Below are 12,556 nucleotides of genomic sequence, written 5' to 3' on the forward strand. Positions count from 1 at the left end.
TTACTCAGCCTCGGTGGTCTCTGCTTCGGCCTCGGCAGGTGCTTCAGCTGCATCAGACTTGGATGCCTTCTTGGTGATGGCTTCCGGGATGATCACGGAACCCTTTTCCGGGGCAACGAAGGCCACCTTCTCAGACTTGGTCTTCAGGGTGCCTTCCTGGCCCGGCAGGCCCTTGAACTTCTGCCAGTCACCGGTGATCTTGAGGATCGCGGCGACCTGCTCGGACGGCTGGGCACCGACGGACAGCCAGTACTGCGCACGCTCGGAGTTAACCTCGATGTATGAGGGCTCTTCGGTGGGGTGGTACTTGCCGATTTCCTCGATGGCGCGTCCGTCACGCTTGGTGCGTGAGTCCGCGACGACGATGCGGTAGTACGGTGCGCGCATCTTGCCAAAGCGCTTAAGGCGAATCTTTACGGCCACTGTTGTGGTCACTCCTGTTTCAGAAAAGGGGGTGAGCCCGGCGTTCTGCACCCGTGGGGCGGGCCGTACTTGCGGGTTCGAAGGACAGGATCCGGACGCGGAGAGAGGGGCCACGCAGATCGAGTACCTGTTTATTGTGCCAGATCAGCGTCAGGATTTCGACCTGACGCGCCTCGGCGCGGGCACCTGTACGCGGTTGGTGCGCACGGGAGCAGGTCAGGCGGACCAGACGTAGAGGCCCGTGCGCTCCGAGTCGTCGATCCCGCCGGCGAGTTCGGCCAGCCGTTGCACGTAGGTCTGCGCCTCGGCAGCACCAAAGGGCATGTCGTCCTGCGCTGCCCACTGAGCGGCAACGTCTTCGAGGATATTGCCCTCACCCTCCGTTTCGTAGGACAACAGGTCTGCCAAAGCGCGTACCATCGCGGGCGGAACTGCCAGGAGCGAATCGCTGGCTACATCCACCATGGTCAGCTCGTAGTCAGCGCCACCGGCGTGGACGGCAGTGCCGGCCAGGTCGCCCAGCTGCTCCACTTCAAAATCACTGATCTCCGGGATCCGCACCGCGTCGCCTGCGGCGGCGCTGCCGCCCTGGTCGAGGACGCCCGCACGTTTCAGTGCTGCATCGTGTGTGGCGACAAAAATCTCGGTGAAGCCCATGGGTTGCCCTCATTCCGTTGGTGCGGCCACCGGGCGGCAGCGCCTGCCCGGCCGTTTGGGTTCAGCCTAGTACAGCAGCCCGGCCCGGCCGCGGCACGGGGATACGGCCGGCCGCCAGCGCAACTGTCTTCCCCGCACCGATGGACCCAGCGGTCAGCGTACCGCCACCCGGATCCGGTTGCGCCACGGATCCTCGAACCGGAGTTCAGCCCCGGTGTGATGGGCGGCAACACCGGCAACCCGCAGACGGTCGGCGAGAGCGCCGACGTCGTCCCCGGACGGCACTTCAATGAGGACCTCACCCAGGCCGAGGGTGTCCTTGCGCGGACCCGCGCCCCGGCTGTTCCAAACGTTCATGGCCATGTGGTGGTGGTACCGGCCCGCGGAGACAAAAAGGGCCTGCCCATGCCAGCCGGCGGTCTTCTCGAAGCCCAGCGTACCCACGTAGAAATCACGGGCCGTCTGGACGTCGCCCACCTGGAGGTGCACGTGGCCGACACCCGCCACGGAGCCGAGCTGTCGCTCCAGGGATTCTTCCGTAAGGTGCTGCTCCAGGTAGCGCTGAGGCGGGAGCGCCAGGCTGTCCATTACTACGTCCGTGCCGTTCCAGGACCAGTTGCTGCGCGGACGGTCCCAGTAGAGCTCGATGCCGTTGCCTTCGGGGTCGTTGAAGTAGAAGGCCTCGCTGACCAGGTGGTCGGCACTGCCGGTGAAGGCACGGGGTTCGAAGCGGGCGGCGGTGGCTATGGTGGCGGCCAGGTCCGCCTGGTTCTCAAACAGCAGTGCCGTGTGGAACAGGCCGGCCTCTCCCCTGCCCGGAAGGTTCAGCCCCGGAGCCGGCGCGAGGTGGACCAGCGGCTTCTGCAGCCGGCCGAGGTACAGCCCGCCGTCCTGCTCGGCAATGACCTCGAGGCCAAGTGCCCGCTGGTAGTAATCGGTCATGACCTTCATGTCGCCGACCTTGAGCATCACGGTGCCCATGGCGAGGTCGGCAGGAAGAAGGTCCTGGCTGGCGGCTTGTGCAGTCATTGAAAACTCCCGGTGCTGGGGCCCTCGGATTGCGGGCCTGTCACAGTTAAAATTACTTGAAGCTTCAATTTATTCCAAGTGCAGGTTTCCTGGTGACCCCGGCTCTACCTGATGACCCGTCCGCCCAGGACGACGTGTGCCAGGTCTTCGACTGTTTCCGGCGCCTTCCGCGGGTCCTCCCGGCAAAGGACAACGTCTGCCCGCGCGTCCTCTTCAATGCCCTCCGCCCCCAGCCATGTCCGCGCACTCCAGCACGCCGCGTCCAGTGCGGACGCCATGGGCAGCCCGGCCGCGTGAAGGGCCAGGATCTCCGCGGCGATCCTGCCGTGCCTGATCACGCTGCCGGCGTCGGTTCCGGCATAAATCTGCACGCCGGCTTCGTACGCCTCAAGCACACGCTCCCCACGCCGTTCCCACAGCGAACGCATATGGGCCGAGTAGCGCGGAAACTTGCCCGCTGCCTGCGCCGCAATGTCCGGGAAGGTGGCGATGTTGATCAGGGTGGGCACGATGGGCACCTGCTGCTCCACGAACCGGGGAACGTGGCGGGGCAGCAGGCCCGTGGCGTGCTCCACGCAGTCGATGCCGACGTCCAGCACGTCGTCGAGCGTCTCCTCGGCAAAGCAGTGTGCGGTAACGCGCGCCCCTTCATCGTGGGCGGCGTGGACGGCATCACGGACGACGGCGGCAGGAAACGAAGGCGCCAGGTCGCCGGCGTCGCGGTCAATCCAGTCCCCCACGAGTTTCACCCAACCATCACCAGCCCTGGCCTGCTTCCGGACCGCTTCGACAAGGCCGGCCGGTTCCACCTCTTCGGCGAACCCCCGCAAGTACCGCCGGGCGCGGGCAACATGGCGGCCGGCGCGGATCAGGACAGGGAAGTCCGGGCTGCCCTGCATCCAGCGGGTATCGGCCGGGGAACCGGCATCGCGGATCAGCAAGGTCCCCGCGTGAAGGTCGGCCCGGGCCTGTTCCGCTGCGGTTGCGGCGTCCACCGCTCCCCCGGCACCCAGCCCGATATGGCAGTGGACATCCACGAATCCCGGCAGCACCCAGCCGTCCAGCACGCGGTCCGGCGCCTGCCGGGGCCTGGTAAATGTTAGCTTCCCGTCAACCGACCAGAGTCCGTGCCGCTCACTGGCCGGACCGGCCAGGACCGTTCCTGGGAACTCAATGATTTCCGCCATTCCACCCTCTTTCCCGCCGGACAGGCTAGCACCCGCATTGTGACAAGTCCCCCAGGAAAGGCTGTGGTAGCTTTCATCTTGACCACACGGGTGCCCCTGCAGGGGCTGAGATCGGGCTGACGCAGCCTGCGACCGTTGAACCTGTCCGGGTAATGCCGGCGAAGGAAGTGAGTATTCCGTGAGTACACCCAATAAAGAGCCGAACCCTGCCCAAAACAACCAGCAGCCGGCCGCGTCCGGCAGCCGTCCCCGGGTTACCGAGTCCCTGAAATCCCACTCGCTCGCCTACCTTGAGGACGCCGATGGCGGCATCCGGGTACCCGTGACAGAGATTGCGCTGGAAGCTTCACCCAACGGCTCCCCGAATCAGCCTTTCCGGACGTACCGGACCGCCGGCCCGGGCAGCGACCCCGTGCATGGCCTTCAACCTTTCCGGAAGGAATGGATTGAAGGGCGTGGAGACACGGAAGCGTACAGCGGCAGGGAAAGGAACCTGCTCGACGACGGCCGCTCGGCTGTCCGCCGCGGTGCCGCCAGCGCGGAATGGAAGGGAGCACGTCCCGTGCCCCGGCGCGCCGTCGACGGGAGAACCGTGACGCAGATGCACTATGCGCGGCAGGGCACCATCACCCCGGAAATGCGGTTCGTCGCACTGCGCGAAAACTGCAGTGTTGAGCTGGTCAGGAGCGAGCTGGCCGCAGGCCGGGCCATCATCCCGAACAACATCAACCACCCGGAATCCGAGCCGATGATCATCGGCAAGGCCTTCCTGGTGAAGATTAATGCGAACATCGGCAACTCGGCCGTCACCAGCTCCATCGCCGAGGAAGTGGACAAGCTGCAGTGGGCCACCCAATGGGGCGCTGATACTGTCATGGACCTTTCCACCGGCGACGATATCCACACCACCCGGGAATGGCTTATCCGCAACTCCCCCGTTCCCATCGGCACGGTCCCGATCTACCAGGCGCTGGAGAAGGTCAACGGTGAAGCCAACGCCCTGACGTGGGAGATCTTCCGCGACACCGTTATTGAACAGTGCGAACAGGGCGTGGACTACATGACCATCCACGCCGGCGTCCTGCTGCGGTACGTTCCCCTGACCGCCAACCGCGTGACCGGCATCGTGTCCCGCGGCGGATCGATCATGGCCGGCTGGTGCCTGGCCCATCACCGGGAAAACTTCCTTTACACCCACTTTGATGAGCTCTGCGAAATCTTCGCACGGTACGACGTCGCGTTTTCCCTCGGTGACGGCCTGAGGCCGGGAGCGACGGCGGACGCCAATGACGCAGCGCAGTTCGCTGAGCTGGACATCCTCGCCGAGCTCACGCAGCGCGCCTGGGAGCACGACGTCCAGGTCATGGTGGAGGGGCCCGGCCACATTCCGTTCCATCTCGTCCGGGAAAACGTCGAACGCCAGCAGGAGCTGTGCAAAGGGGCGCCCTTCTACACGCTGGGCCCGCTTGTCACGGACGTGGCTCCGGGGTACGACCACATCACTTCGGCCATTGGTGCCACGGAGATTGCACGTTACGGTACGGCGATGCTCTGCTATGTGACGCCGAAGGAGCACTTGGGGCTGCCCAACAAGGATGACGTGAAAACAGGAGTCATCACGTACAAGATCGCTGCCCACGCCGCAGACCTTGCGAAGGGCCATCCCGGCGCCCACGAACGCGATGACGCATTGTCAAAGGCACGTTTCGAGTTCCGGTGGCGGGACCAGTTCGCTTTGTCCCTGGATCCCGTGACGGCCGAGGCGTTCCATGATGAGACGCTGCCCGCCGAACCGGCCAAGGCCGCGCACTTCTGCTCCATGTGCGGTCCAAAGTTCTGCTCGATGAGGATCAGCCAGGACATCAGGGATGAGTACGGCTCAGCGGAAGCGCAGGCCGCCCTCGCGGCGGCCGCCGGGATGCAGGCAAAGAGCGAGGAATTCCTGGCTGCCGGCGGGAAGGTCTACCTGCCGGAGCTCAGCGTTCCGCTGGGCGGTCCTCGCTAGCGGCGGCAGATCCCGTCCGGCCGGCCATTGGGGGCCGGCCGGACGGAGTCAGGAGGCGCGGACCTGGATGCTGCCGGCATCCCTGATAAAGGCGCGGATGATCCGGTCCCCCTCCAGGGAATCGTGGGGCCGGTGCCCGCCTGCCGCAGTGCGGTGCAGAGCGCCGGTTTCCCTCAGGTAGCCGGCAATTTCTTCGTAAAGCGGCTCCCAGCCGCCGGTCAGGACGAGCGTGGGTACGCCGGGAACGATGTGCAGCGGCGCTTCCCAGGGCGGTGCCTGCAGGCGAAGCCGCCTGGCCTGCCGCTGTTCCTCGGGCGTGGCCGGCTCCTTTGAATCCCCGGCAAACATCCGGCGCACAAACTCGCGTTGGAAGTCCTGGTCGCTGAGCTGGTGCCGTACATCGAACAAGGGCTTCATCAACTCAATGTGGGCGGCCGTCGCCGGCAATTCAGCAGTCAACGACAGGCACGACGGCTCAACGAGGGTCAGGGAACGGACCAGGTCCGGACGCTCCACCGCAGCCATGATCGCTGCGATGGCGCCCTGGGAATGAGCCACCACATGGCCTCCGGCCATCCCCCGGTCAACACCTGCCAGGGAACGCAGCACGATGGCGGCGTCCTCTGCGAACGAGGACTCCACGGGCTCGGCGACGGGGTCAAAGCCGTGGCGCCGCAGGAACAAGGCGTCATAGTCCAGGGCCATGCCGTGCTGGCGGGGCCACGCGGCGGCACCGAAGCTGCCCGCGCCGTGCACGAACACTACCCTCTGCTTGAACATGACCCAACCCTATTCGACGGCACCGACATCCCAACTGAGCAGCGCCAAGTGTCGTAGTGCCGGATCACAACCTGGCTCTGACCAAACGCAGATGCGGTTACTTGCCGAGGAACTTGTCGAAGCCCTTGGGCAGGTTCAGCTGCGAAGGGTCGAAGTCGCCCGGCTGCTGGCCAAAGGCGGCGCCGGTGGGCAGCGCCTTGGCAGCATTCGCCCGGCGGGCCTCTGCTTCCTTGCGCTCCTGCGCGGCTTTCGCCGGGTTGCCTGACTTGGCCTTCTTCTTGGGCGCGTTCTTGGCATTTTTCCGGGCTCCGCCGCCGGCTCCCGGCATTCCCGGCATCCCGGGCATTCCCGGCATGCCGCCCTGGGCCATCTTCTTCATCATCTTCTGGGCCTGGGCAAAGCGTTCCAGCAGGCCGTTGACCTCGGACACGTGGACACCGGAACCGCGGGCGATGCGGGCACGGCGGGAGCCGTTGATGATCTTGGGCGCCACCCGCTCGTGCGGAGTCATGGACCTGACAATGGCCTCAACCCGGTCGATCTCGCGTTCGTCGAACTGCTCCAGCTGCTGGCGGATGTTCTGCGCGCCCGGCATCATCATGAGCATCTTTTTCATGGAGCCCATGTTGCGGATCTGCTGCATCTGGGCCAGGAAGTCCTCAAGCGTGAAGTCCTCCTGGTCGGCGAACTTCTTCGCCATCCGGGCGGCTTCGTCCTTGTCCCAGGACTTCTCGGCCTGCTCAATCAGGGTGAGGACGTCACCCATGTCCAGGATGCGTGATGCCATCCGGTCGGGGTGGAAGAGTTCGAAGTCGTCCAGTCCCTCACCGGTGGAAGCGAACATCACCGGCTTACCGGTGACCGACGCGACCGAGAGGGCGGCACCGCCCCGGGCGTCGCCGTCGAGCTTGGACAACACGATGCCCGTGAAGTTGACGCCTTCATCAAAGGCGAGCGCCGTATTGACGGCGTCCTGGCCGATCATGGAGTCGATGACGAACAGGACTTCGTTGGGCACGATGGCGCGGCGGATCTGGCGTGCCTGCTCCATCATGTCCACGTCGACGCCGAGCCGGCCGGCGGTGTCCACGATCACGACATCGTGCAGCTTCTGGCGGGCTTCCTCAACACCGGCACGGGCAACCTCAACCGGGTCCCCGGCAGGGTGCTCAAGTTCGGTGTACGTGGCGCCGGGGTGCGGCGCGAACACAGGCACCTTGGCGCGCTGGCCCACGATCTGCAGCTGGTTGACCGCGTTGGGACGCTGGAGGTCACAGGCAACAAGCAGGGGGCTGTGGCCCTGGGCCTTCAGCCATTTGGACAGCTTGCCGGCCAGGGTGGTCTTGCCGGCGCCCTGCAGGCCGGCCAGCATGATGATGGTGGGGCCGCTCTTGGCCAGGCGGATCCGGCGTGTTTCACCACCGAGGATCTCCACCAGTTCCTCGTTGACGATCTTGACGATCTGCTGGCTCGGGTTCAGTGCACCCGAGACCTCGGCACCCAGGGCGCGTTCCCGCACCCGGCCGGTGAACTCACGGACAACGGGAACGGCAACATCGGCGTCCAAAAGGGCGCGGCGGATCTCGCGGACTGTGGCATCGACGTCGGCCTCGGTGAGCCTGCCTTTACCGCGCAGGTTCTTGAAGGTTGCTGTCAACCGGTCAGAGAGTGAATTGAACACGCGACGTGCACTTCTTTCAGTGGATGATCAGGGCAGTGGATGATCAAAGGCTGTGGATGATCAGGACTCGACTATCTAGGGTACCAAGTCGGACCCGCAAGGTGGCATGCTGGCAAAATGACGAGCCAACCAAGTGTTAAGACCCTGCTCATCCTCGGCGCCTCGGGGGACCTGACGGGCCGGCTGCTCCTGCCCGGCCTGGCCCGGCTGCTGGCAAAGGGCCGGGCCACGGGACTCCGGCTCGTGGGCGCCGGGTCAGATCCCTGGACGCCGGAACAGTGGCGGGAGCGGGTGCACGCGTCCTTCGAAACAGCCGCCGGGTCCGAAGGGGCCGAGGGGAAGGACGCGCTCCAGTCCGTCGAGAAGGAGACGGTGTACCACCAGGTGGATGTCACCGCCGACGGTGCCCTGGCCTCGCTCCTGAACACCCTTGAGGGGCCAATAGCCGTCTACTTCGCCCTGCCGCCCCGGATCAGCCAGCTCGCCTGTGAGTCCCTCAAACCGGAGCAGGTCCCGCCGGGGACCCGGCTGGTGATGGAAAAGCCCTTTGGATCCAGCGAGAAATCGGCCCGCTCCCTCAACCAGACCCTGGTCCGGCTGGTCCCCGAGGACCACATCCACCGGGTGGACCATTTCCTGGGCAAAGCCACGGTGCTGAATATCCTGGGGCTGCGGTTCGCCAACAACTTCCTGGAACCCGTCTGGGACCGGCACCACGTGGAGAAAGTGGAAATCATCTTCGACGAGGACCTTGCCCTGGAGGGGCGTGCGCGCTACTACGATAATGCCGGCGCCCTGCGGGACATGATCCAGAGCCACCTCCTGCAGATCATGGCGCTGATGGCCATCGAGCCTCCCGCCACCATCGGGGAACGGGACCTCCGTGATGCCATTTCCGCCGTCCTGCGTGCCAGCAGTGTCCCGGTTCAGGATTCCGGTTCCACCCGCCGGGCACGCTACACAGCCGGCGCGGTGGGAGGGAAAGCGGTTCCCGATTATGCGCAGGAGGAGGGGGTGGATGCCGGACGGGGCACCGAGACGCTGGCAGAAATCCAGGTGAACATCGACAACTGGCGCTGGAAAGGCGTTCCGTTCATCCTTCGCTCCGGAAAGGCGCTGGGCGTAAAACGCAAGGAGGCCGTGGTGACCTTCCGGCCCGTTCCCCATCTTCCCCGGGGCTTCACCGGCGTTGATTCCCCCAACAGGCTGCGGATCGGATTCGGGCCGGACACACTGGCGTTCGATGTCGACGTGAACGGGCCAGGCAACATCTTCAGCCTGGGCCGGACCACCCTGGAGGCGGAACTCAGCGGGTCCGACCTCCTTCCCTACGGCGAAGTCCTGGAGGGCGTGCTGGCCGGAGACCCGCTGCTTTCCGTCCGCGGTGATACCGCCGAAGAGTGCTGGCGGATTGTTGAGCCGGTCCTCAGGGCCTGGCAGCAGGACTTGGTCCCGCTGGCGGAGTACGACGCCGGATCGGCTGGCCCCGCCGGATGGCCTGCCACGGTGGACGGAGACTAGGCCGGAACAGCAGGGCGGGCAGGGAACCTTCCGGTTTCCCTGCCCGCCCTGCTGTTCGTTATTCAGTTTCGGTGCATTGCGGCCCTAGATTGCGGCGACGCCGCGTTCGCCGGTGCGGACCCGGACTGCCTCCGAGACGTCCATGGTCCAGACCTTGCCGTCGCCGGCCCGGCCGGTGTTTGAACTGGCGATGATGACGTCCAGGATGTCGTCCGCCTGATCGTCTGTGGCCAGGACCTCCACCCGGAGCTTCGGCAGCAGGTCCACGTTGTACTCCGCACCGCGGTAGACCTCCGTGTAGCCGCGCTGCCGGCCGTAGCCGCTGGCCGCGCTGACCGTCAGGCCCTGCACGCCGTACGCCTCCAGTCCTTCCCGGATGGCTTCGAGCTTTTCCGGCCTGACGATCGCAGTAATCAGTTTCATGCCCCCACGCTTTCCTTGCCTGTTGCTGATTCGGTCTTCTCCGCACCCGCTGTCGGGCCGGAAACCTGGGCGGCTTCCGCCTGGGTCTTGCCGGTGATCATGTCGTGCAGGGGCTGGAAGCTTCCACCGTGCCCCCCGACGCCGAACTCGTAGGCAGTTTCGGCGTGCAGGCTGAGGTCCACACCCACCGTTTCCTGTTCCTGCGAGACCCGGAAGCCCATGGTCTTGTGGATGGCCAGTGCGATGATCGTGGTCAGGACCGCGGAGTATGCGATGGCAATGCCAGCCGCCGCCAGCTGCGCCCACATCTGTCCCATGCCGCCGCCGTAGAAAAGGCCGCCGCCTGCGCCCTCTTCAGGAAGGGCAATGAAACCCAGGGCCACGGTACCGATGATGCCGGAGACAAGGTGGACACCGACGACGTCGAGCGAATCATCGAAGCCCCAGCGGAACTTCAGTCCAACCGCCAGGGCGGATGCCACGCCCGCCACGACGCCCAGACCGAGGGCGCCGACAGGGCTGACGTTGGCACAGGCGGGGGTGATCGCCACCAGGCCTGCCACCACGCCGGAGGCTGCACCAAGCGACGTCGGGTGCCCGTCACGGATGCGCTCGGTCACGAGCCAGCCGAGCATCGCTGCGGCCGGGGCTGCGAGGGTGTTGACCCAGATGAGGCCGCCCTGCTCTGCGGTGGAGGCAGCACCGCCATTGAAACCGAACCAGCCAAACCACAGCATGGCTGCGCCGAGCATGACGAACGGGATGTTGTGCGGGCGGTGGTTGGGATCCTTGCCGAAACCCCTGCGGTTGCCCACGATGAAAACGAGGATCAGCGCAGCAACACCGGCGTTGATGTGGACCACGGTGCCACCGGCGAAGTCAATGGCTTCACCGAGGGCAGATCCGACTGCTCCCTCTTCACTGAAGAGCCCGCCGCCCCAGACCATGTAGGCGAGCGGGCAGTAGACCAGGGTGACCCACACCGGGACGAAGACGGTCCAGGCTCCAAACTTTGCGCGGTCGGCGATCGCCCCGCTGATAAGGGCGACGGTGATGATGGCAAAGGTGGCGCCAAAGCCGACAGTGATAAGCCCGTCCGGGGTGTCGATGCCTTCAAGGCCGAAGTTGGCGAAGGGGTTGCCCACCATCTGCAGGAAGCCGTCTCCGGATGACATGGAGTAACCCCACAGGATCCAGATGACGCCCACCATGCCAATGGAGATGAAGCTCATCATCATCATGTTCAGCGCGGCCTTGGCCCGGGTCATGCCGCCGTAGAAAAATGCCAGACCCGGTGTCATCAACAGCACGAGCGCCGCCGACACCATGATCCATACGTGACCTGCGGTAAGTTCCATGGTGCACGTCCTCTCTGATCGAAACTGCGGAGATGCTCCGCCTGCCAACGCCTTTTGCGTCCTGTAACGAGTGTGTCGGCGCCGTGTTTCAGCCGCGGAGGAATTAGGTTGCGGCGTTGTTACAACAACCTGTAGGAAGTAAATGGTGCATATCGTGCTTGTTACGGTTATGTTTCCCCTCTCCAGCCGCTCCCCGGCACCCAAGCATGCAAGGACCCCAGCACCATGACGGCACAGCCCCGCGTGAGCCGCGGCACATCGCGGATTTTTTCCCTGCTGCGGCGGGACAGGCAGAAGCTTCCGCGCGACATCAAGGTGATGCTGGCCGCGGCCTTCCTGATTGCCCTCGGATTTGGGCTTGTGGCCCCCGTGCTGCCGCAGTTTGCCACGACCTTCGGGGTGGGAAACACCGAGGCTTCCGTGATTGTGGCGATCTTCGCGTTCATGCGGCTGGTCTTTGCGCCGGCGGGCGGCGCTTTGATCGGGCGGCTGGGCGAGCGCCCCGTCTACGTGACGGGCCTGCTGATCGTTGCAGCCTCCACCGCCGCCTGTGCCTTCGCCCAGGATTACTGGCAGCTGCTGCTCTTCCGCGGGCTTGGCGGTGCGGGATCGGTGATGTTCACGGTCGCGTCGATGGCTCTGGTGGTGCGGCTCGCACCGCCGGAGAGCAGGGGGCGTGTCTCCGGGGCGTACGCTTCAGCATTCCTCATTGGCAACGTGTGCGGTCCGATCGTTGGCGGGCTGCTGGCAGGCTTCGGCCTGCGGGTTCCCTTCCTGGCTTATGCCGCTGCCCTGGTGGTGGCCGCCGTCGTGGTCCAGACGCAGCTAAGCCACCAGCGCCAGGGCAGCGGTCCAGCGCAGGAGCGCGCTGACATGCCCCTGGCCGAGGCCCTTGCTGCAGGCACGTACAGGACAGCCCTGATTTCCAGCTTCGTGAACGGCTGGGCGACTTTCGGGGTCCGGATGGCCACCGTTCCGCTGTTCGCGGTGGCCGCCCTCGCCTCGGGTCCTGAAGCGGCAGGGTTTGCGCTGGCGGTGTTCGCTGCCGGCAATGCCGCAGCGCTGACGTTCTCGGGCCGGCTGGCCGACACCCTGGGCCGCAAGCCCATGATGATCACCGGGCTGCTCGTGGCTGGTGCCTCCACCGCTGCCATCGGCTTCACCTCTGAGCTGGGCTGGTTCCTGGCCGCATCGGCGCTGGCCGGCGTGGGGTCGGGTCTCTTCGGCCCGGCCCAGCAGGCGGCGGTCGCTGATGTGATCGGAACCGGCCGGTCCGGCGGCAAGGTGCTGGCGGTCTACCAGATGACCTCCGACGTCGGTGCAATCGTCGGGCCGGTCCTGGCCGGCGTGCTGGCCGACCGGCTGGGCTATGGCTGGGCTTTCGGCGTCACCGGCGGGATCATGCTCGTGGCGGCCTGCACCTGGCTGCCCACCCGGGAAAGCCTGCGCAAAACCAAGGCCTGACCAGCACCACCCGGGCCACCCCTTGGCC

General features: G+C 65.6%; 11 protein-coding genes and 1 riboswitch. Of the genes, 3 read left to right on the forward strand and 8 right to left on the reverse strand.

Annotation, left to right across the window (positions count from 1 at the left end):
• The 4 genes from rpsP to CXX84_RS00120 form a co-directional block, all read right to left on the reverse strand.
• A complete protein-coding gene (rpsP, locus tag CXX84_RS00100) occupies positions 1-423 on the reverse strand; it encodes a 30S ribosomal protein S16 (protein ID WP_102974722.1) in 423 nt (140 codons plus the stop codon).
• Between the two features lie 216 nt (positions 424-639).
• Positions 640-1,080, reverse strand: coding sequence for a hypothetical protein (locus CXX84_RS00110; RefSeq protein WP_102974724.1), 441 nt, complete (start codon positions 1,078-1,080; stop codon positions 640-642).
• Between the two features lie 153 nt (positions 1,081-1,233).
• The gene (locus CXX84_RS00115) at positions 1,234-2,109 is read right to left on the reverse strand and encodes a VOC family protein (RefSeq protein ID WP_102974725.1); all 876 of its coding nucleotides are present in this window, start codon (positions 2,107-2,109) and stop codon (positions 1,234-1,236) included.
• A gap of 104 nt (positions 2,110-2,213) precedes the next feature.
• On the reverse strand, positions 2,214-3,296 hold the full coding sequence (locus CXX84_RS00120) for an amidohydrolase family protein (protein ID WP_102974726.1): 1,083 nt from the start codon (positions 3,294-3,296) through the stop codon (positions 2,214-2,216).
• A gap of 76 nt (positions 3,297-3,372) precedes the next feature.
• Positions 3,373-3,480: riboswitch (TPP riboswitch) on the forward strand.
• On the opposite strand from CXX84_RS00120, the gene thiC reads away from it, so the two are divergent.
• Positions 3,475-5,301, forward strand: a complete 1,827-nt coding sequence (gene thiC, locus CXX84_RS00125) for a phosphomethylpyrimidine synthase ThiC (RefSeq protein ID WP_102975311.1) — start codon at positions 3,475-3,477, stop codon at positions 5,299-5,301. Its footprint overlaps the riboswitch before it by 6 nt.
• 48 nt (positions 5,302-5,349) lie before the next feature.
• Here thiC and CXX84_RS00130 read toward each other — a convergent pair whose 3' ends face one another.
• Positions 5,350-6,081: an alpha/beta hydrolase gene (locus tag CXX84_RS00130; RefSeq protein WP_102974727.1), complete on the reverse strand. Its 732-nt coding sequence runs from the start codon at positions 6,079-6,081 to the stop codon at positions 5,350-5,352.
• Positions 6,082-6,178: 97 nt separating this feature from the next.
• Positions 6,179-7,762, reverse strand: coding sequence for a signal recognition particle protein (gene ffh, locus CXX84_RS00135; protein WP_102974728.1), 1,584 nt, complete (start codon positions 7,760-7,762; stop codon positions 6,179-6,181).
• Between the two features lie 117 nt (positions 7,763-7,879).
• Between ffh and CXX84_RS00140 the strand changes: the two genes are divergently transcribed.
• Positions 7,880-9,283: a glucose-6-phosphate dehydrogenase gene (locus CXX84_RS00140; protein ID WP_102974729.1), complete on the forward strand. Its 1,404-nt coding sequence runs from the start codon at positions 7,880-7,882 to the stop codon at positions 9,281-9,283.
• An 84-nt stretch (positions 9,284-9,367) separates the two neighbouring features.
• Here CXX84_RS00140 and CXX84_RS00145 read toward each other — a convergent pair whose 3' ends face one another.
• Positions 9,368-9,706, reverse strand: coding sequence for a P-II family nitrogen regulator (locus CXX84_RS00145; RefSeq protein WP_102974730.1), 339 nt, complete (start codon positions 9,704-9,706; stop codon positions 9,368-9,370).
• Complete coding sequence (locus tag CXX84_RS00150; protein ID WP_102974731.1) at positions 9,703-11,064, reverse strand: ammonium transporter; 1,362 nt, start codon at positions 11,062-11,064, stop codon at positions 9,703-9,705. The genes CXX84_RS00145 and CXX84_RS00150 overlap by 4 nt, the downstream gene beginning before the upstream one ends.
• Before the next feature lie 225 nt (positions 11,065-11,289).
• Here CXX84_RS00150 and CXX84_RS00155 point away from each other — a divergent pair, with 225 nt between their 5' ends.
• On the forward strand, positions 11,290-12,528 hold the full coding sequence (locus tag CXX84_RS00155; protein ID WP_102974732.1) for an MFS transporter: 1,239 nt from the start codon (positions 11,290-11,292) through the stop codon (positions 12,526-12,528).
• Positions 12,529-12,556: the final 28 nt, after the last annotated feature.

This window comes from Arthrobacter sp. AFG7.2 (genome assembly GCF_002892835.1).
Lineage (GTDB): Bacteria > Actinomycetota > Actinomycetes > Actinomycetales > Micrococcaceae > Arthrobacter.